Below are 19,204 nucleotides of genomic sequence, written 5' to 3'. Positions count from 1 at the left end.
GGTGAGGGGCGTCCTTCTCACTCCACCCTCGAGAACCTGTATTCGGTCACCTGCGAGTAGATCTCGTCGGGCCTGAGCACGGCGCTCGGAAAATGCGGATGGTTGGCCGCATCGGGGAAACGTTGCGGCTCGAGGCAGAGCGCGCCGAAGCGGACGGGTTCGATGCCGCCGCGCAAAAGCGGGGCGACCGGCAGGAACGCGCCGTCGTAGAACTGCAGGCCGGGCTCGGTGGTCCAGAGGTCGAGGCGGATGCCGGATCGGGGGCCTTCCAGCCGGGCGGCATGCCATGGCTCGGGCGCCGGTTGCATGGCGAGCACGAAATTGTGGTCGTAGGTGCTGTGCGCGCCGCCCGGGCCGTTGCGGATGGGGCGCAGGTCGCGGAAATCGAAGACGGTGTCGTCTACCGCCAGAACCTCGCCGGTGGGGATGCCGGCCATATCGACGGGCGTATACGCCTCGGCGGCGATCCTGAGACGGTGGTCGAGGATCGAGCCCGAGCCGTCGAGGTTGAAGTAGGCGTGCGGCGCGAGGTTCATCAGGGTCGGGGCGTCGGTGCGGCCGCCGAGCGCGATGCGCAGCCGGCCCTTGTCGAGCGAATAGCGGCAGGTGACGATGACCCTGCCGGGATAGCCCTGGTCGCCGTCGGGAGAGGTCAGGCCGAGCAACACCGAGTTTTCGCTGGCATCGACGATCGTCCAGTTGCGGCGGAAGAAGCCGTCGCCACCGCCGTGCAGATGGGTGCGGCCGGCCTCGTTGACGTCGAGCTGGTGCTGGATGCCGTCGAGGCTGAAGCGGCCACCGGCGATGCGGTTGGCGCAGCGGCCGGCGATGGCGCCGAAATAGGCGCCATGGGCGAGATAACCGTCGAGATCGTCGAAGCCAAGGATCACCGAGCGCCGGCCGGCTGGCGTGGCGACCACGAGATCGGCAAGCGTGGCGCCGAAGGTGAGGACCCTGGCCTCGATGCCCTCGGCGGCGATGCTGATCGCTTCCACCGTCGATCCGTCGGGCATCCGACCGAATTCGCTGACCGGCATTTCCTGGCACCTCCGCAGTCGGGGCAGGTACCCCGACGCGGTCCAGAGTCCAGGAAACGGGACCGATTCTCAAGCGGCCTGCCCCGAAAAATCAGGCGGCAAGCAGGCTCTTCAGCTTGACGGCGGTCGAGGCCAGAGCGGCGAGATCGGGGCGGGCCGACCTGGCGATCAACATTTCGGCCAACCTGACGTCGCGGGCAACGGCATTGTCCGGGCCGATGCCGCTGGCGGCGACGAGGCGGCCGTCGTCCTTGAGATGGAACAGGATGAAGGCGCCGTCGCCGAGATCGCGGCGGATGGTGCGGTCGCCTTCGTCGGGCAGGCCGGCGATCTGCAGGGTGAGGCCATACTGGTCGGACCAGAACCAGGGAACGGTGGCGTGGGCTTCCTCGGCGCCGAGCATGTTGCGGGCGGCGAGCGCGCCATGTTCCTGGGCGCTGCGCCAGGCCTCCAGCCGGACGCGGCGGTCGCCATAGACGGCGAGCGGGAAGGAGCAGCAGTCGCCGGCGGCAAAGACGTGGGGGTCGCTGGTGCGCAGGCGGGCGTCGACGGAGATGCCGTTGTTGAGCGCAAGGCCGGCGGTTTCGGCAAGCGCGGTCACGGGGACGGCGCCGATGCCGACGATGGCGAGGTCGGCCACGACAGTCCGGCCGCTCGACAGGACGATGCGCACGGTCTCGCCGTCGTCTTCCATCGAAGCGATGCCGTCGCCGCAGACGATCTCGACGCCCTCGGCGACATGCGCCTGATGCACGACGGCGGCGATCTCCTCGGGCACGCCGCGCATGAGGATGCGGGGCTGGGCCTCGATGACGGTGACATCGGCGCCGAGCTTGCGCGCCGAGGCGGCGAGTTCTAGGCCGATGAAGCCGCCGCCGACGATGGCGATGCGGACGCCTTGGCGCAGGTGCCGGCGGATCAGGAGCGCGTCGTCGAACGTGCGGAGACAGACCGAGCGACCCCCCATTCCCTGGAGCGGCAGCTTGCGTGGCAAGGCGCCGGTGGCGAGCAGCAGCTTGTCGTAGGCGAGGTCGGAGCCATCGGCGAGGCGCACCGAGCGGTTGGCCCGGTCGATGGAAAGGACCGTGGTCGAATTCCTGAGGTCGATGCGGTGTTCGGCCAGGCGCGCGGCATCGGCGATGGTCTTGATCGACGGCGCCTGTTCGCCCGTCATCGCCTCCTTGGAGAGCGGCGGGCGCTCATAGGGCGGGTGGGCTTCCGAGCCGACCAGCGCGATGGTGCCGTCGTAGCCTGCCTCGCGCAGGGCGAAGGCCGCGCGCGTGCCGCACTCGCCGGCGCCGACAATGACCATTCCTGCGACCATTCCTGCCGTCATGTCAGTCAGCCATCCGGATGAAGACCTTGCCGTCGTCGACCTTGACCGGATAGGTGCGGAGGTTGACGCAGACCGGCGCGCCGCGGGCGGCGCCGGTCTTGTAGTTGAAACGGCCGTTGTGCTTGGGGCACTCGATGATGTCGCCCATGACCAGCCCCTGCGACAGGTGGATCTGTTCGTGGGTGCACAAGCCGTCGGTGGCGAAGAACTCGTCCTCGGGGCTGCGGTAGATGGCGAAGGTGCGGCCCGCATGGTCGAAGCGGAGCACGTCTTCCTCGTCGATGTCGTCGGCCGCGCAGGCCTCGATCCAGTCGCTCATGTCTCTCTCTTTGGGATTTCAGGAATTCGGAGCGGCTGGGGGCCGCCGCCCCGTGGGGCGCCTTGGGAGGCTATTGGGCGGCGAGTGCTGCCTCGCTGTGGAATTCCTCGCGGTAGGGCCGCGCCGTCGGCGGCAGCTCGCGCTTGATGAAGTAGTCCTCGTTCCTGAGCTGGCGGAGAAAGGCCGGCAGCATCTCGCGGTAGCCGGCCCACATGGACTGAGATGGCGCCGGCAGGTCGTGCTTGATCATCTCGTGCAGCCTGGGCAGCGCGTGATAGGGCACCATCGGGAACATGTGGTGCTCGACGTGGTAGTTCATGTTCCAGTAGATGAAGCGGCTGACGGGGTTCATCAGCACGGTGCGGCTGTTGAGGCGATGGTCGACGACATTGTCGGCGAGGCCGCCATGCTGCAGCAGGCCGGTGAGCACGTGATGCCAGGCGCCGTAAAGGCGGGGCAGGCCGACCAGCATCAGCGGCAGCCATGAGCCGAGATAGAGCGCAAGTGCGATGGTGGCCAGATAGATGGCGAGCCAGATGCGGGCGATGCGGATGGCGCGGGGCTGCTCGCTCTCGGGGATGAAGGTCGCTTCCTCCTTGCCGATGACGCCGGCGGCGTTGCGGACCATGTCGACCATGGCGTGCCAGGCATCGAGCAGGCCGAAGAAATTGAGCACGACGCGCAGGAGGTCCGGCGGGCGCATGACGGCGATCTCCGGATCGCGGCCGACGATGACGGTGTCGGTGTGGTGGCGGGTGTGGCTCCAGCGCCAGGTCACCGGGTTGCGCATGATCATGAAGCAGGCGATCTGGTAGACCGCGTCGTTCATCCACTGCGTCTTGAAAGCGGTGCCGTGGCCGCATTCGTGCCAGCGGGCATCGGTGGCCGAGCCATAGAGGACGCCGTAGCAGAGGAAGAAGGGTACGCACCACCAGCTGCCCCACAGGGCGGCGCCGGCAGCGCCGAAGGCAACGAGCAGGCCGAGCCAGATCGCGGTGTCGCGAATGGCGGGCGCATCGGAGCGCTGCATCAGCTCCTTCATCTGCTTGCGCGGAATGTCTGTGTGATACCACTCGGCGGCGGCGAGGCCGCTCTCGACGGCGCGGCGCGCACTCTCTCCCACAAGACTGTAGTCGCGCGCCGAAGGCGTCACGGTCATGGCTTTCTCCCTGGAAGTCGGAAACGCTTCCGCTGATGGCGCCGGACATCGTTCACTGAGAGAATGGTACCGCATGATGCGATATTTTCAATCATGGTATGATAGTTTCTATCATTTTCTATCATGATGCGGTAACGTGGGTGGAAATCGCGGGAGCGGACATGAGCAAGCGGCCCACCATCACCGATCTCGCCCGCGCATCGGGCGTCAGCGTCGCCACCGTCGACCGGGTGCTGAACGGGCGGCTGCCGGTGCGCGAGGAGACGCAGCGCCGTGTCTACGAGGCCGCGACCGGCATCGGCTATCATGCCGCCGGGCTGATCGCGCAGCGGATGCGCAAGGAGCTGCCCGAATACCGGCTCGGCTTCCTGCTGCTGCGCCCCAGGGACGTGTTCTACCGCGCCTTCGCCAGCGAGTTGGAGAAGGCGATCGCACAGGCGCCGGGTTTCCGCGGGACTGCGGCCATCGACTTCGCGGAGTCGCTGGCGCCGGAAGAGATCGTCGAAAAGCTGCGCCGCCTGGCGGCGAACTGCGACGCGGTGGCCCTGGTCAGCCCCGACCATCCGACGGTGACGGCGGCGGTGGCGGAGGTGAAGGGGCGGGGTGTTCCAGTCTTTTCGCTGCTTTCCGACTTCGCCACCGGCATCCGCGAGGGTTATGTCGGCATCGACAACCTGAAGGTCGGGCGCACCGCTGCCTGGATGATCTCCAAATGCGCGCGCCAGCCGGGCAAGGTGGCGCTGTTCGTCGGCAGCCACCGCTTCCATGGCCATGAGCTGCGTGAGATCGGCTTCCGCGCCTTCTTCCGTGAGCACGCGCCCGAATTCACCGTGCTGGAGACGGTCGTCAACAACGAGTCCTACGCGATCACGCATGAGGCCGTCGCAGGGTTGCTCGGGCAGCATGGCGACCTCGTCGGCTGCTATGTGGCCGGAGGCGGCATCGAAGGCGCGATCTCGGCCTTGCGGGAGGTGAAGCCCGATCCGCTGCCGGTGCTGATTTGCAATGAGATCACCGTCGATACGCGCGCGGCGCTCGCCGACAATCTTGCCGTGATGGCGATCGCGACGCCGCTGGCGCCGCTGTGCCGCGAACTGGTCGGACTGATGGCGCATTCGATCGAGGAGGGTGCTGCCAACGCGCCGGGGCAGACGTTCCTGCCCTTCGACGTCTACCTGCCCGAAAACATCTGAGCCTCATTCCTTGAGGATACGACCAATGTTCCGCGGGATTCGCCTGATCTCCGCGGCAATCCGCTGGACCGGCGATTTGACCGGCCGCGCTGCCGGCCGGGCATCCTTCGCCGCCGTCGCGGCCCGGTTGTGCTGGATCTCGTCCCACGCAAGGCGGGCGGCAAGGTCGGCGGATGCCTGCCGAATGTGGCTGCACCATCCGGGCGTGCTGCGCATCAGATCGGCAAATGTTTCCTGTTCGGTCCGGTCGGGAGCAATCGGCACGCGCAGCGCTTTTGGCCACCAGGCCGCGCTGTCGGCGATCGAGATGAACGCCGCCAACTGAGGCATGCCCGAATGCCGGGATGCCTTCCTGCGGGCGCTGAAATGCAGGACGGTCGGCGTCCGGCAATAGGCAATGGGCGATTGCGGATTGGCATCCAGGATGCGGTGCCACAGGCGCCAGTCTGCCGCGGAAGGCACATCCTCGGGCCATGCATCGCGAGCGGGGAGGGCGTCGGCCCTGTACAGGAAGCAGCTTGCCGCGATGGTGTTGCCCCGTCGAAATGCCTCGAACTCGTCCGGAAACTCCAGATTGGTCAGGAACGGCGCGACGATGCCATCGGTGGAGACCCACAGCGCCTGGCTGTAGGCGATCGCCGCGCCGTCCTGGAGGCCGCGCAGCAGGGTTTCGAAATGGTCGGGGAACAGAAGGTCGTCGTCGGCCGCGAAGCCGATCAACTCGCCGCGGGATTGCCTCAGGGCGACGTTGCGATTGGCGTAGCCGAAATGCGGGGCCTTGGGCAGGTCGAAATAGCGGATCCGCGGGTCGTCGAACCGCTGGACCGCTTGCGCTGTGCCGGGGAGTGCCCCGTCTCCGACAACCAGAAGCTCGAAATCGCCGAATGTCTGGTTGAGGACGGATTCAACAGCCAGCCCGACAACATCCGGCCGGCAGTGCGTCGGCATCAGAATGGAAATGCGTGGACGGCTCACCACCCGGTGGTGTTCCCGAAGCTGTAGGGAATGAGGTCGGTGTCGAGCGGAAGGCGATATTTGTCGGGGCTCGAATGGTCGTACTGGATGGTTGGGAAATTGACCACGACAGCGTCCGTCGTGCCGATGTTGCGGTCTGCATGCCAGACGAATTTGGGCACGTTGACCAGTCGCGGGCGACTTGCCGAGAGGTAGACCTTGCAAACCTTGCCGCAAGTGCTGGATTCGGGGCGCGGATCGTAGAGGACCAGTTCCAGTTCGCCGCCGATCACGAAATAGCGGTCCTCGTGCAGTTTGTGCAGGCCCCAACCCTTCGCCATGCCTGGCCGGATCGTGAAGATGTAGGAGAAGACCAAGGGGTCGGCATGCCAGCCCCAGCGCGGGTCGAACAATTCGGTGACGCTGCCGCGGTCGTCGTCGTGGCGGATGCTGTCGTAAAACGACATGCCGTCGAGCAAAGGGACTGTGCTGCGGCGCTGTTCATCGACGGTCCGCTGGTCCTGCACGGCCGCGGCAAGGGTTTTCTCCAGGATATTCGGGCGGTTGTCGGGACCAGCGCTCACGTTCAAGCTCCTCCATGCTGTGGCCGGGGTTTGCCACGTATGGCGCCGAAACACTACAGCCGTCGCAGTGGATTTGTCGTGTTTTGCAGTGGCCTTGTGCAGCGCTCGCATCTGTCTGCGATGTTGAATCTATCAGAAATGATAGCTTGCAAGGCTGAAGCGGCTTTGACTGCCCGACGGAGAATGACGTATATCGCCGGAAGATGATATGGAATGAATGTTCCATTATAGCTGGAGGAATATCGCCGATGCCTGCCGTTTCGTTCGCCCTCAACCACATGGCCGCGCCGGGTCTGTCGATCGAGCCGTTCTTCGCGCTCGCCAAAACGCTCGGGATCGCTTCCGTCGAGATCCGCAACGATCTCGCCGGCAACGCCATCATCGACGGCACGCTAGCCAGCGCTGTCCGCGCCATGGCTGCGGAAAATGGAATGTCCATAACCAGCATCAACGCGCTGCAGCGCTTCAACGAGTGGAATGCAACGCGCGAGGCGGAAGCGATCGAGCTTGCCGACTATGCCCGCGACGCGGGCGCGCAAGCCCTGGTGCTGGTGCCGGTCAATGACGGTACCGGGCAGGCGGACGGCGAACGCCAGCGCAACCTGAGGACGGCGCTGTCGGCGCTGAAGACCATCCTCGGCGATCGCGGCGTGCGCGGCCTTGTCGAGCCGCTCGGCTTCGAGATCTGCTCGCTGCGCTCCAAGCGCGAGGCGGCCGAAGCCATCGAGGATGTCGGTGGCACCGGTGCGTTCCGCATGGTGCACGACACGTTCCATCACCATCTGGCCGGCGAGCCGGATCTTTTCCCTGGCATGACCGGGCTGGTGCATATCTCGGGCGTCGACGATCCCGGCGTTACCGTGCCCGACATGCGCGATCCGCACCGCGTGCTGGTCGATGCCGGCGACCGGCTGGACAATGTTGGCCAGATCCGCGCCCTGATCGCCGGCGGCTACAAGGGCCTGTTGTCCTTCGAGCCGTTTTCGCCCGTCGTGCACAAGCTTGCTGACCCGCGCAGCGCATTGGCCGAGAGCATCGCGTTCATCCGCGCCAGCGTCTGAGGGCGGCCGGGCGGGCTTTGTCCGGCGAGCCAGCGTCGCCGAGGCATTTCTTTCACGCAAAGATTGATCGTCGGCGATGGAATGCCTCTTGACGTTCGTCCGGAATATGGAATAAACATTTCATAAATAAAAAGTACGGCCCGAACATTCTGAATTGGGCCGACATCGGGAAACGGGTGGCACATCTTGCATCGCCGAGGAGCGATGGTGGCGCCCGTAGAGACGAGCCTGCGGCGAAGCCGCGGGCTTCCGGCACAACGGGGTGCAGCCGGGCACCATTCGTGGAGGAGAGTAATCATGAAGAAGTATCTGCTCGGCGCTGCCATGATCGCGCTGATGTCGGGTTCCGCGTTTGCCGGCGACATCGGTGTCAGCATGGCCAATTCGGACACCTTCCTGACGGTCCTGCGCAAGGGCATCGAAAAGGCCGCGGCCGATGCGAGCCAGCCCGTCGTCATCGAGATCGCCGACGACGACGTCAACAAGCAGCTCAGCCAGGTCCAGAACTTCATTGCCGCCAAGGTCGACGCCATCATCGTCAACGCCGTCGACACCTCGGCGACCGCGCCGATGACCAAGCTCGCCAACGACGCCGGCATCCCGATCGTCTATGTCAACCGCCAGCCGATCGACGTCGATGCGCTGGGCGAGAAGGGCGCCTTCGTCGCCTCGAACGAGGCCGATTCCGGCACGCTCGAGACCAAGGAAGTCTGCCGCATCCTCAAGGAAGCCGGCAAGACCGAAGCCGGCATCCTGGTGATGCAGGGCGATCTCGCCAACCAGGCTGCGCAGATGCGCACCAAGGACGTCCACGACGTGATCGCGACGCCGGACTGCGCGTTCATGAAGATCATCGACGAGCAGACCGCAGGTTGGGATCCGGTCAAGGCGCAGGACCTGATGACCAACTGGATCGCCGCCGGCCACAAGCCCGATGCCGTGATCTCCAACAACGACAACATGGCGATCGGCGCGATCAACGCGATGAAGGCCGCCGGTTGGGACATGAAGGACGTCGTCGTCGGCGGTGTCGACGCCACGCAGGAAGCGCTTGCCTACATGAAGGCCGGCGACCTCGACGTCACCGTGTTCCAGGATGCCGCCGGCCAGGGCGGCGGCGCCATCGATGCGGCGATGAAGCTCGCCAAGGGCGAAAAGGTGGAAGCCAAGGTCTGGATCCCGTTCCAGCTGGTGACGCCCGCGAATATGGATCAGTTCACCTCCAAGAACTGATATGATCCACGGAATGCGCCGTCGCTCGACGGCGGCGCATTTCCCCTGAAAGACTGTGCCCCGCGCATGTCGCCGGGCCGGGTCTGGGAGGACCGATCGCCATGAATGGCACAGGCACGATGGAAGCGGCGCCCGCAGGCGGTGCCGCGATGGACGCCGGCTACCTTCTCGAAGTCGAGAACGTCCGCAAGGAATTTCCCGGCGTCGTCGCCCTCGACAATGTCCAGCTCAGGCTGAAGCGCGGCAGCGTGCATGCGCTGATGGGCGAAAACGGCGCCGGCAAGTCGACGCTGATGAAGATCGTGGCCGGCATCTACACGCCCGATTCCGGCAGCTTCAAGCTGCGCGGCGACGACATCAAGCTGCGCGGGCCGCTCGATGCGCTCGAGCACGGCATCGCCATGATCCACCAGGAACTCAACCTGATGGCGCCGATGACGGTGGCCGAGAACATCTGGATCCGCCGCGAGCCGCTGACCCGCCTCGGCTTCGTCGATCATGGCGAGATGCGCCGCAAGACGGCCGAGCTGTTCAGGCGGCTCAACATCGACATCGATCCGGACGTGAAGGTGGGCACGCTTTCTGTCGCCAGCCGCCAGATGGTCGAGATCGCCAAGGCGGTGTCCTACGAATCCGACGTGCTGATCATGGACGAGCCGACTTCGGCGCTGACCGAGCGCGAGGTCGATCATCTGTTCACCATCATCCGGGCCCTGCGCGCGCAGGGCAAAGGCATCATCTACATCACCCACAAGATGAACGAGCTGTTCGAGATCGCCGACGAGTTCTCGGTGTTCCGGGACGGCAAGTACATCGCCACCAAGGCTTCGACCGAGGTGACCCGCGACGACATCATCCGGATGATGGTGGGGCGCGAGATCACCCAGATGTTCCCCAAGGAAGAGGTGCCGATCGGCGGGGTCGTGCTGTCGGTGAAGGGGCTGGCGCTCAAGGGCGTGTTCTCCGACGTGTCCTTCGACGTGCGCGCGGGCGAAATCCTCGGCATTGCCGGGCTGGTCGGCTCGGGGCGCTCGAACATCGCCGAGACCGTGTTCGGGGTGACGCCGGCGGATGCCGGCACCATCGACCTGTTCGGCAAGCGCGTACGCATCGACAGCCCGTCGACGGCCATGAAGCACGGCCTGGCCTTCCTGACCGAGGACCGCAAGGAAACCGGCTGCTTCCTGTTGCTCGACATCCAGGAAAACACCCAGATGGCGGTGCTGCAGTCGGGCTACGTCAAGAGCGGCTTCGTCAAGCAGAAGCACCTGGCCAAGGATTCCGTCGAGATCAGCCAGGCGTTGAGGGTGAAGACGCCCGACATGGCCGAACCGATCATCAACCTGTCCGGCGGCAACCAGCAGAAGGTGCTGATCGCGCGCTGGCTTTTGACCAAGCCGAAGATCCTCATCCTGGACGAGCCGACACGCGGCATCGACGTCGGCGCCAAGGCGGAGATCCATCGCCTGATCTCGAAGCTGGCGGGGGAGGGCGTGGCCGTCATCATGATCTCGTCGGAGATGCCCGAGGTGCTGGGCATGAGCGACCGCATCATGGTGGTGCACGAGGGCCGCGTCACCGGCTTCCTCGACCGCGCCGAAGCCAGCCAGGTCAAGATCATGGAACTCGCGTCGCACTGACCGGCGCCAATCAGCTCAAGGGTGGAAGAACCATGTCGACGAACGAGATTGCGGGTACCGCAAACGTCATCGGAAGCAAGAAGCGCCTGCCGCCCGAGGTGTCGATCCTGGGCGTGCTGATCGGCATCGCCATCGTCTTCGAAATTCTCGGCTGGATCTTCGTCGGCGACAGCTTCCTCGCCAACAAGCAGCGCCTGTCGATCATCATCCTGCAGGTGTCGGTGATCGGCATCATTGCGGTCGGCGTCACCCAGGTCATCATCACCGCCGGCGTCGACCTGTCCTCGGGCTCGGTCGTCGGCCTCGCCGCCATGGTGGCGGCAAGCCTCGCGCAGACATCGGCCAATCCACGTGCCGTCTATCCCGCGCTCACCGACATGTCGCCGATCTGGGCGATCCTGGCCGGCCTCGGCGTCGGCCTGCTGGCCGGTATGGTCAACGGCTCGCTGATCGCCAGGACCAAGATACCGCCCTTCATCGCGACGCTGGGCATGATGGTGTCGGCACGGGGTCTCGCCAAATGGTACACGCTCGGCCAGCCGGTGGCGCTGCTCGACGACAGCTTCACCTGGTTCGGCAAGAGCTTCAACATCCTCGGCTTTCCGCTGCCGCTGCCGGTCATCGTGTTCCTGCTGGTGGCGGTCATCTTCCACATCGCGCTGACCTATACCCGCTACGGCAAGTTCACCTATGCCATCGGCGCCAACCCGCAGGCGGCGCGCGTGTCGGGCATCAATATCGGCAGCCACCTGGTCAAGGTGTATGCCATCGCCGGCCTGCTGTCGGGCCTGGCGGGGGTGATGACGGCGGCGCGCGCCGCCTCCGGCCAGCCGGGCATGGGCGTCGCCTATGAACTCGACGCGATCGCCGCTGCCGTCATCGGCGGCACCTCGCTGTCGGGCGGCGTCGGGCGCATCACCGGCACGGTGATCGGCACCATCATCCTCGGCGTGCTGACTTCGGGCTTCACCTTCCTGAAGGTCGGCGCCTACTATCAGGAAATCATCAAGGGCATGATCATCGTGGCGGCTGTGATCATCGACCAGCACCGCCAGAACAAGCGCAAGAAGGCGTAGTGAGTTCCTTGGACATGATCCTGTCCGAATAGAAACAGGCCGCCCGGCATCCCGTCAGCGGGGCGGCCCATCCCAGAGATCAAGATTGCAGGCCCGGACGGCGCGGGCCAGGGAAATGAGGTTGTCATGACAGTTCGGTTCGGTGTCCTGGGCGCAGGCCGCATCGGCAAGGTCCACGCCAAGGCCGTGGCCTCCAATCCGCAGGCGAAGCTGGTGGCGGTGGCGGACGCCTTCGAGAAGGCGGCGAACGATCTCGCCGAAACCTATGGCTGCGAGGTTCGTTCCATCGACCAGATCGAGAAGGCGTCGGACATCGACGCCGTGGTGATCTGCACGCCGACCGACACGCACGCAGACCTGATCGAGCGCTTCGTGCTCGCCGGCAAGGCGGTGTTCTGCGAGAAGCCGATCGATCTGGACGCGGCCCGCGTCGAAAAATGCCTGGCCGTGGTCGAGAAGGCCGGCGGCACGCTGATGGTCGGGTTCAACCGGCGCTTCGACCCGCATTTCGCCGCCGTGCGCAAGGCGATCGACGACGGCGCCATCGGCAAGGTCGAGCAGGTGGTGATCACCTCGCGCGATCCCGGCCCGCCGCCGGCGGACTACATCACACGTTCGGGCGGCATCTTCCGCGACATGACCATCCACGATTTCGACATGGCGCGCTTCCTGCTCGGCGAGGAGCCGGTGGCGGTGACGGCGACGGCTTCGGTGCTGGTCGACAAGAAGATCGGCGAGCTCGGCGACTTCGACAGCGTCTCGGTGATCCTGGTGACGGCAAGCGGGCGGCAGTGCGTGATCAGCAATTCGCGCCGCGCCACCTATGGTTACGACCAGCGCATCGAGGTGCATGGCTCGGACGGCATGGTCTCGGCCGAGAACCAGCGCGCGGTGTCGATCGAGGTTGCGGGCGCGCTGGGCTACACCCGCCCGCCGCTGCACGACTTCTTCATGACGCGCTACACCGAAGCATATGCCAACGAGATCGCGGCCTTCATCGCCTCGGTGACCAGGGGCGCCAAGATTTCGCCCGACGGCAAGGATGGCCTGATGGCGCTGAAACTGGCGGATGCGGCGTTGAAATCGGCCAAGGAAGGCAAGACCGTCCGGCTTTGAGCCAGCGGCACGGACAGCGCCTCGGGGCAATTGGCCACGGGGCGCACAGCCACAACCTGTCGATGGAATAAAAATTCCTGATGACCGATAATTGGAATTGAAATTGCATTGTGTGGCCTGTTATCTGATTTTGCGGGCAGGCCGGCGCGGCGGAGCGACCGGGAGGACAAAATGACCGACCCCAAGAACCAGCCTACACTCGACGTCATCACCATCGGGCGCGCGTCGGTCGATCTCTACGGCCAGCAGACCGGATCGCGGCTGGAGGACGTGGCGTCGTTTGCCAAGTCGGTCGGTGGCTGCCCGGCCAACATCGCCATCGGCACGGCGCGGCTCGGCCTGCGCTCGGCGCTTCTGACCCGTGTCGGCGACGAGCATATGGGCCGCTACATCCGCGAGCAGATGCTGCGCGAAGGCGTGTCCGACAAGGGGCTTGTCACCGACAAGGAGCGGCTGACGGCGCTGGTGCTGCTGTCGGTCGAGAACGACAAGACGTTTCCGCTGATCTTCTACCGCGAGAACTGCGCCGACATGGCGCTGTCGGAAGCCGACATCGATCCCGGCTTCATCAGGTCGGCGCGGGCGATCGTCGTCACCGGCACGCATTTCTCGCGGCCGAACACCGATGCCGCCCAGCGCAAGGCGATGAGGCTGATCAAGGAGAGCGGCGGCAAGGTGGTGTTCGACATCGACTATCGGCCGAACCTGTGGGGCCTGGCCGGCCATGCCGCCGGCGAAAGCCGCTACATCGCCTCCGACAAGGTGTCGAACCACATCAAGGGCGTGCTTGGTGACTGCGACCTGATCGTGGGCACCGAGGAAGAGGTGATGATCGCCTCGGGAGAGAGCGAGTTGCTCGCGGCGCTGAAGACGATCCGGTCGCTGTCCAAGGCGACCATCGTGCTCAAGCGCGGGCCGATGGGTTGCATCGTCTATGACGGGCCGATCACCGACGACCTCGAGGCCGGCATTGTCGGCAAGGGTTTTCCGATCGAGGTCTACAACGTGCTGGGTGCGGGCGATGCCTTCATGTCGGGCTTTTTGCGCGGCTGGCTGGGCGGCGAGAGCCTGGCCACAGCGGCGACCTGGGCCAATGCCTGCGGCGCATTTGCCGTGTCGCGGCTGCTCTGCTCGCCCGAAATCCCGACCTTCGAGGAACTGCAGTTCTTCCTCAGGAACGGCAGCAAGGAACACGCGCTGCGCAAGGACGAGGCGATCAACCACGTGCACTGGGCGACGACGCGCCGGCGCGAGATCCCCTCGATGATGGCCCTGGCCTGCGACCACCGCATCCAACTGGAAGACATCGCCACCCGTGTCGGCGCCGACCCGGCGCGCATCCGCGATTTCAAGGTGCTGGCGGTGAAGGCCGCGGCCAAGGTGGCCGATGGCCGTGACGGCTATGGCATGCTGATCGACGAGAAGTACGGCCGCGATGCGATGTTCGAATTCGCCCGCCATCCCTTTGGCTGGATGGGCCGGCCGGTGGAGCTGCCGGGCTCGCGGCCGCTGCGTTTCGAATTCTCGCAGGACATCGGCTCGCAGCTGGTCGAATGGCCGCTCGACCACACCATCAAGTGCCTGTGCTTCTACCATCCCGACGACCCGGCGGAACTGAAGGCCGAGCAGCAGCAGAAGCTGCGCACGCTGTTCGAGGCGGCGCGGAAAGTCGGGCGCGAGCTCTTGATCGAGATCATTGCCGGCAAGCACGGCAAACTCGACGAAAACACCATTCCGCGCGCGCTGGAGGAGCTTTATGCGCTCGGCATCAAGCCGGACTGGTGGAAGCTCGAGCCACAGGCGTCGGCCGCCGCGTGGAAGAAGATCGAGGCGATCATCACCGGCAACGATCCCTATTGCCGCGGCGTCGTGCTGCTCGGGCTCGAGGCGCCGCTGGCCGACCTCGAAGTGGCCTTCGCGGCGACCGCCGATGCGCCGGTGGTCAAGGGTTTTGCCGTCGGCCGCAGCATCTTCGCCCATGCGGCGGAAGAGTGGATGGCCGGCCGCATGAACGACCAGGCGGCGGTCGACGACATGGCCCAGCGTTTTGAACAGCTGACCAAGGCATGGCTTGCCGCGCGGGATCGCCGGGCGGCATAAAGACAATGGCTGATGCGAGGCTGCGTCCCATGGATGCGCCAGCCGCAGCGGGAGGAGAAGACGATGACCAAGACCGTTCGCCTGACCATGGCGCAGGCGCTGACGCGCTACCTGACGCGGCAGATGACCGTGATCGACGGCAAGATGGTGACGCTGTTCGGCGGCGTGTGGGCGATCTTCGGCCACGGCAACGTTGCCGGTCTGGGCGAGGCGCTGTACCAGGTGCGGGAGGAACTGCCGACCTATCGCGCCCATAACGAGCAGGCGATGGCGCATGCCGCGATCGCCTACGCCAAGACCAATTTCCGCCAGCGCATGATGGCGGCGACGAGCTCCATCGGACCCGGCGCCGTCAACATGGTGACGGCGGCGGCGCTCGCGCACGTCAACCGCCTGCCGGTTCTGCTTCTGCCCGGCGACGTGTTTGCCAATCGCGTACCCGACCCGGTGTTGCAGCAGGCCGAGGATTTCGGCGACGGCACGGTCTCGGTCAATGACTGCTTCCGACCGGTGTCGCGCTATTTCGACCGCATCACCCGGCCCGAGCAGATCATCCCGGCACTGGCGCGCGCCATGCAGGTGTTGACCGATCCGTCCGAATGCGGGCCGGTGACGCTGTCGCTGTGCCAGGACGTGCAGGCCGAGGCCTATGACTATCCCGAGAGCTTCTTTGCCGAGCGCGTGTGGACGCAGCGTCGGCTACGGCCCGACCGAGACGAACTCGCGACCGCGGCAGAGGTGCTGAAGGCGGCGAAGAAGCCGCTGATCGTGGCGGGTGGCGGCGTGCTCTATTCCGGCGCATCGGAGGAACTCGACCGCTTCGTCCAGGCCACCGGCATTCCCGTCTGCGAGACGCAGGGCGGCAAGTCGGCGCTGACCGATGAGCACGGGCTCAACATGGCGGCGGTGGGCGTCACCGGCACCGAGGCGGCCAACCGGCTGGCCGAGGAAGCCGACGTGGTGCTGGCGGTCGGCACGCGGCTGCAGGACTTCACCACGGGGTCGTGGGCGCTGTTCAAGAACGTCGGCAAGACCATCATCGGCCTCAATGTCCAGCCTTTCGACGCCGGCAAGCACATGGCGCTGCCGCTGGTGGCGGATGCCAGGGAAGGGCTCGCCGAACTGGGTGCTGCGGTCGCCGGCTACAAGGCGCCTGTTGCCTGGACCGAAAACGCCAAGGTCGGCAAGGCCGAGTGGCGCAAGGCGGCGGCCAAGGTGACGGCGGCGACCAACGCTGCACTGCCGTCGGACGCGCAGGTGATCGGCGCCGTGCAGCGGACGCTGGGGTCGGACGTCATCGTGCTGCACGCGGCCGGCGGCCTGCCGGGCGAGATGCACAAGCTGTGGCAGGCGGGCGGACCCGGTTCCTACCACTCCGAATACGGCTTTTCCTGCATGGGCTACGAGATCGCCGGGGGCTTGGGCGCCAAGATGGCTCGGCCGGACAAGGAGGTCGTCGTCATGATCGGCGACGGCTCCTATCTGATGCTGAACTCGGAGATCGCGACATCGGTGATGCTCGGGCTCAAGCTGACCATCGTGCTGCTCGACAACAGGGGCTATGGCTGCATCAACCGGCTGCAGATGGCCACCGGCGGCGCGAATTTCAACAACCTGCTGCGCGACTCCAGGCATGAAGTGCTGCCTGATATCGACTTCGTCGCGCATGCGAAAAGCCTGGGCGCCAATGCCGAGAAGACAGCGTCGATCGCTGATCTTGAGGCGGCGCTTGATCGAGCGCGCAAGAGCGACCGGACGACGGTGGTGCTGATCGACACCGACCCGCTGGTCTCGACCGGCGAGGGCGGCCACTGGTGGGACGTTGCCGTGCCCGAGGTGAGCGCGCGGGCGGAGGTGAATGCCGCGCGCAAGGGTTACGAGGAGAAGCTCAAGCTGCAGCGGGTGGGGGATTGAGTTTGGGGCTGTGAGGTTGGCGCTGCCGCTTGGAGCGTTGGCGCTGCCCCGGCTTGAAGTGTTGGCGCTGCCCCTCACTGTCCTGCCGGACATCTCTCCCCGTAAACGGGGAGAGAGTGGCTGTCACCACCGCTCCCGCCATCATCTTCGGCGTTGGCGATTGGCGAAATCAGCGCGGGCGGCGTTTCTCTCCCCGCTTGCGGGGAGAGATGTCCGGCAGGACAGTGAGGGGCGGCGCTGAGGTTAACCCTCCCCCTTGTGGGGAGGGTCGGCGCGAAGCGATGGGGAGGGGGTACCCGGCGTCGCGCTCGTCGAATTACCCCCCACCCGCGCCTACGGCGCGTTCTCCCCACAAGGGGAGGTAAGAATGGAGAACTGATGTGAAAGCCAAATTGGGCATGTCCCCCATCGCGTGGTGGAACGACGACCTTGCCGAACTGAGCGATGACGTGTCGCTGGAGGAGTGCCTGCGCCAGTCGCGCTCGGCCGGGTTCACCGGCATGGAGCAGGGCCGCCGCTTCCCGAGCACGCCGGAGGCGATGCTGCCGATCCTGAAGAAGGCGGACGTGACTTTGTGCGGCGGCTGGTTCTCCGGCACGCTGGTCAACGAGGACATGGCGGCGAACAAGGACCGCATCCAGCCGATGATCGACCTGTTCAAGGCGGTCGCCGCACCTTGCATCGTCTATGGCGAGGTTGGCCGGTCGATCCAGGGCGATCGCTCGAAGCCGCTTGCCGGCAAGGCCGTCCTGTCGGACGACGAGATGAAGGCCTATGCGCGCAAGCTGACCGCGTTCGGCGAATGGTGTGCCGAACAAGGCATGCCGTTGTCCTATCACCACCACATGGCGGCGGTGGTGCAGTTCGAGCACGAGCTCGACGCCTTCATGACGCATTCGGGCGAGGGCATTCCGCTGCTGCTCGACGCCGGCCATCTCGCCTTTGCCGGCGGCGATGTACTGCGCGCCATCGACAACCACCACAAGCGCATCAGCCATGTGCATGTGAAGGACGTGCGCATGGACGTCATTGCGGCGCTTGACTGGACGAAGCAGTCGTTTCTCGATGCGGTGGCGCTCGGGGCGTTTACCGTGCCCGGCGACGGCTCGCTCGACTTCGGTGCGATCGTGCAGAAGTTTGCCGATCATGACTACGAAGGCTGGTTCGTCGTCGAGGCCGAGCAGGACCCGAGGAAGAACCCGCCGCTGAAGATGGCTGAGGTCGGCCATGCCGAGCTGATGCGGGTGATGACGGCTGCTGGCTACACGGTGGAGACACAAGGTTTTCCCGCCGCATGACCGCGTCATGCGGCGGTTCAAGGTGCCACGGCGTCCCTTGCGCGTCTGCGACGCGCGGTGCCGTAGTGCTTGAGCGTTGCGCCGTGGCCGGTTACGATCCGGACATGTTGACCGGCCAGGCAGTACGCAATTGATGAACGACCAGAAGCATCCGTTCTTCAGGCCGCTGTGGCGGCGCATCGCGCTCGTCGCCTTCTGCGCCGCCTGGTCGATCTTCGAGTTCGCCACCGGATCGGCCTTCTGGGGCACGCTGGCAGGCGGCATGGCGGCGCTCGGCGCCTACCAGTTCCTGATCGCCTACAAGCCCGGCGACGACGCCGCCACCGACAAGGAGTGAGAGGCCATGTCGAAACTTCTGATCAAGCCGAAGCACGGGACGGGCCGCGTCACCCATGTGACGCCGGAGACGGCGGGCTGGACCTATGTCGGCTTCGACCTGCACAGGCTGGAGCCGGGCGACACGTTCGGCGACTGGTGCGCCGACCGCGAGACCTGCCTGGTGCTGGTTTCGGGCAAGGCGCATGTGCGCGCCGACGACCAGGACCTCGGCACGCTGGGCGAACGCATGTCGCCGTTCGAGGGCAAGCCGTGGTCGGTCTACATGCCGGCGGGCGTCGAGTGGTCGGTGCGCGCCGAGACGAACGTCGAACTGGCCGTCTGTACGGCGCCGGGGCTCGACGGTGGGCACGAGACCAGGGTGATCGGGCCCGACGACGTCCAGCAGGAGGTGCGCGGCAAGGGCACCAACACGCGCTACGTGACCAACATCCTGCCGGAAGGCGAGCCGGCGGACTCGCTGCTGGTGGTCGAGGTCATCACGCCGGGCGGCCACACGTCGAGCTATCCGCCGCACAAGCATGACGAAGACAATCTGCCGGCTGAATCGCTGCTGGAGGAGACCTACTACCACCGGCTCAACCCGCCGCAGGGCTTTGCCTTCCAGCGCGTCTACACCGAGTTCAACGATGCCGGCCACCGCGACATCGACGAGGCGATGGCGGTCGAGGATGGCGACGTGACGCTTGTGCCCAAGGGCTACCACCCCTGCGCCGCCTGCCACGGCTACGATCTCTATTATCTCAACGTCATGGCGGGGCCGAAGCGGACGTGGAAATTCCACAACGCCAAAGAGCATGAGTGGCTGCTGAAAGCCTGAGCGCCCAAGGCCCCTATTTTCCGAAGTG

The 19,204-nt window shown here is 65.6% G+C and carries 17 protein-coding genes; 11 read left to right on the top strand and 6 right to left on the bottom strand.

The features are described 5' to 3' along the window. Positions 1-17: 17 nt before the first annotated feature. From GGR00_RS14275 to GGR00_RS14260, 4 genes are all read right to left on the bottom strand, one after another. Positions 18-1,037 (bottom strand): aldose epimerase family protein, encoded by a 1,020-nt coding sequence (locus tag GGR00_RS14275; RefSeq protein ID WP_184699774.1) that lies wholly within the window; start codon positions 1,035-1,037, stop codon positions 18-20. Positions 1,038-1,128: 91 nt separating this feature from the next. Next, positions 1,129-2,349 carry an NAD(P)/FAD-dependent oxidoreductase gene (locus GGR00_RS14270; protein ID WP_244487895.1) on the bottom strand — a complete coding sequence of 407 codons (1,221 nt, stop codon included), beginning with the start codon at positions 2,347-2,349 and terminating at the stop codon, positions 1,129-1,131. Positions 2,350-2,374: 25 nt separating this feature from the next. After that, positions 2,375-2,692, bottom strand: a complete 318-nt coding sequence (locus GGR00_RS14265; protein ID WP_055979380.1) for a MocE family 2Fe-2S type ferredoxin — start codon at positions 2,690-2,692, stop codon at positions 2,375-2,377. Between the two features lie 70 nt (positions 2,693-2,762). Then, positions 2,763-3,851 carry a fatty acid desaturase family protein gene (locus tag GGR00_RS14260; RefSeq protein ID WP_055979376.1) on the bottom strand — a complete coding sequence of 363 codons (1,089 nt, stop codon included), beginning with the start codon at positions 3,849-3,851 and terminating at the stop codon, positions 2,763-2,765. A gap of 161 nt (positions 3,852-4,012) precedes the next feature. Between GGR00_RS14260 and GGR00_RS14255 the strand changes: the two genes are divergently transcribed. Continuing rightward, on the top strand, positions 4,013-5,044 hold the full coding sequence (locus tag GGR00_RS14255; protein WP_184699773.1) for a LacI family DNA-binding transcriptional regulator: 1,032 nt from the start codon (positions 4,013-4,015) through the stop codon (positions 5,042-5,044). A gap of 3 nt (positions 5,045-5,047) precedes the next feature. Here the strand turns inward: GGR00_RS14255 and GGR00_RS14250 are convergent, their stop codons facing one another. Beyond that, complete coding sequence (locus GGR00_RS14250) at positions 5,048-5,992, bottom strand: glycosyltransferase family 2 protein (protein WP_210315028.1); 945 nt, start codon at positions 5,990-5,992, stop codon at positions 5,048-5,050. 23 nt (positions 5,993-6,015) lie between these two features. Beyond that, a complete protein-coding gene (locus GGR00_RS14245) occupies positions 6,016-6,582 on the bottom strand; it encodes a cupin domain-containing protein (protein WP_244487894.1) in 567 nt (188 codons plus the stop codon). Positions 6,583-6,830: 248 nt separating this feature from the next. On the opposite strand from GGR00_RS14245, the gene GGR00_RS14240 reads away from it, so the two are divergent. The 10 genes from GGR00_RS14240 (at position 6,831) to iolB (ending at position 19,176) form a co-directional block, all read left to right on the top strand. Next, positions 6,831-7,643: a TIM barrel protein gene (locus tag GGR00_RS14240; RefSeq protein WP_184699771.1), complete on the top strand. Its 813-nt coding sequence runs from the start codon at positions 6,831-6,833 to the stop codon at positions 7,641-7,643. 297 nt (positions 7,644-7,940) lie between these two features. After that, entirely contained in the window at positions 7,941-8,876 is a 936-nt protein-coding gene (locus GGR00_RS14235) for a substrate-binding domain-containing protein (protein ID WP_055979364.1), read from the top strand. Between the two features lie 101 nt (positions 8,877-8,977). Further along, positions 8,978-10,516, top strand: a complete 1,539-nt coding sequence (locus GGR00_RS14230; RefSeq protein WP_210315023.1) for a sugar ABC transporter ATP-binding protein — start codon at positions 8,978-8,980, stop codon at positions 10,514-10,516. A gap of 32 nt (positions 10,517-10,548) precedes the next feature. Beyond that, positions 10,549-11,592 (top strand): ABC transporter permease, encoded by a 1,044-nt coding sequence (locus GGR00_RS14225; protein WP_055979358.1) that lies wholly within the window; start codon positions 10,549-10,551, stop codon positions 11,590-11,592. A 126-nt stretch (positions 11,593-11,718) separates the two neighbouring features. After that, positions 11,719-12,708: an inositol 2-dehydrogenase gene (gene iolG / locus GGR00_RS14220; protein ID WP_184699770.1), complete on the top strand. Its 990-nt coding sequence runs from the start codon at positions 11,719-11,721 to the stop codon at positions 12,706-12,708. 171 nt (positions 12,709-12,879) lie between these two features. After that, entirely contained in the window at positions 12,880-14,808 is a 1,929-nt protein-coding gene (locus GGR00_RS14215) for a bifunctional 5-dehydro-2-deoxygluconokinase/5-dehydro-2-deoxyphosphogluconate aldolase (RefSeq protein WP_055979352.1), read from the top strand. A 63-nt stretch (positions 14,809-14,871) separates the two neighbouring features. Next, positions 14,872-16,722 (top strand): 3D-(3,5/4)-trihydroxycyclohexane-1,2-dione acylhydrolase (decyclizing), encoded by a 1,851-nt coding sequence (gene iolD, locus GGR00_RS14210; RefSeq protein WP_184699769.1) that lies wholly within the window; start codon positions 14,872-14,874, stop codon positions 16,720-16,722. 380 nt (positions 16,723-17,102) lie between these two features. Continuing rightward, positions 17,103-18,020: a myo-inosose-2 dehydratase gene (iolE, locus tag GGR00_RS14205; RefSeq protein ID WP_055979350.1), complete on the top strand. Its 918-nt coding sequence runs from the start codon at positions 17,103-17,105 to the stop codon at positions 18,018-18,020. A 133-nt stretch (positions 18,021-18,153) separates the two neighbouring features. Beyond that, complete coding sequence (locus GGR00_RS14200) at positions 18,154-18,357, top strand: DUF3329 domain-containing protein (protein ID WP_184699768.1); 204 nt, start codon at positions 18,154-18,156, stop codon at positions 18,355-18,357. Between the two features lie 6 nt (positions 18,358-18,363). After that, positions 18,364-19,176 carry a 5-deoxy-glucuronate isomerase gene (iolB, locus tag GGR00_RS14195; protein ID WP_184699767.1) on the top strand — a complete coding sequence of 271 codons (813 nt, stop codon included), beginning with the start codon at positions 18,364-18,366 and terminating at the stop codon, positions 19,174-19,176. The last annotated feature ends 28 nt before the right edge of the window (positions 19,177-19,204 follow it).

It is taken from the genome of Aminobacter aganoensis, from assembly GCF_014206975.1.
GTDB lineage: Bacteria > Pseudomonadota > Alphaproteobacteria > Rhizobiales > Rhizobiaceae > Aminobacter > Aminobacter aganoensis.
Note: the sequence above shows the minus strand (reverse complement) of the source record. Positions and strands in the feature narration are given on the sequence as shown.

What these genes read in the sequence shown, in the direction of transcription:
- GGR00_RS14275 (WP_184699774.1), bottom strand. Translation starts at nt 1,037, where the DNA reads ATGCCGGTCAGCGAATTCGGTCGGATGCCCGACGGATCGACGGTGGAA.
- GGR00_RS14270 (WP_244487895.1), bottom strand. Translation starts at nt 2,349, where the DNA reads ATGGTCATTGTCGGCGCCGGCGAGTGCGGCACGCGCGCGGCCTTCGCC.
- GGR00_RS14265 (WP_055979380.1), bottom strand. Translation starts at nt 2,692, where the DNA reads ATGAGCGACTGGATCGAGGCCTGCGCGGCCGACGACATCGACGAGGAA.
- GGR00_RS14260 (WP_055979376.1), bottom strand. Translation starts at nt 3,851, where the DNA reads ATGACCGTGACGCCTTCGGCGCGCGACTACAGTCTTGTGGGAGAGAGT.
- GGR00_RS14255 (WP_184699773.1), top strand. Translation starts at nt 4,013, where the DNA reads ATGAGCAAGCGGCCCACCATCACCGATCTCGCCCGCGCATCGGGCGTC.
- GGR00_RS14250 (WP_210315028.1), bottom strand. Translation starts at nt 5,992, where the DNA reads ATGCCGACGCACTGCCGGCCGGATGTTGTCGGGCTGGCTGTTGAATCC.
- GGR00_RS14240 (WP_184699771.1), top strand. Translation starts at nt 6,831, where the DNA reads ATGCCTGCCGTTTCGTTCGCCCTCAACCACATGGCCGCGCCGGGTCTG.
- GGR00_RS14235 (WP_055979364.1), top strand. Translation starts at nt 7,941, where the DNA reads ATGAAGAAGTATCTGCTCGGCGCTGCCATGATCGCGCTGATGTCGGGT.
- GGR00_RS14230 (WP_210315023.1), top strand. Translation starts at nt 8,978, where the DNA reads ATGAATGGCACAGGCACGATGGAAGCGGCGCCCGCAGGCGGTGCCGCG.
- GGR00_RS14225 (WP_055979358.1), top strand. Translation starts at nt 10,549, where the DNA reads ATGTCGACGAACGAGATTGCGGGTACCGCAAACGTCATCGGAAGCAAG.
- iolG (WP_184699770.1), top strand. Translation starts at nt 11,719, where the DNA reads ATGACAGTTCGGTTCGGTGTCCTGGGCGCAGGCCGCATCGGCAAGGTC.
- GGR00_RS14215 (WP_055979352.1), top strand. Translation starts at nt 12,880, where the DNA reads ATGACCGACCCCAAGAACCAGCCTACACTCGACGTCATCACCATCGGG.
- iolD (WP_184699769.1), top strand. Translation starts at nt 14,872, where the DNA reads ATGACCAAGACCGTTCGCCTGACCATGGCGCAGGCGCTGACGCGCTAC.
- GGR00_RS14200 (WP_184699768.1), top strand. Translation starts at nt 18,154, where the DNA reads ATGAACGACCAGAAGCATCCGTTCTTCAGGCCGCTGTGGCGGCGCATC.
- iolB (WP_184699767.1), top strand. Translation starts at nt 18,364, where the DNA reads ATGTCGAAACTTCTGATCAAGCCGAAGCACGGGACGGGCCGCGTCACC.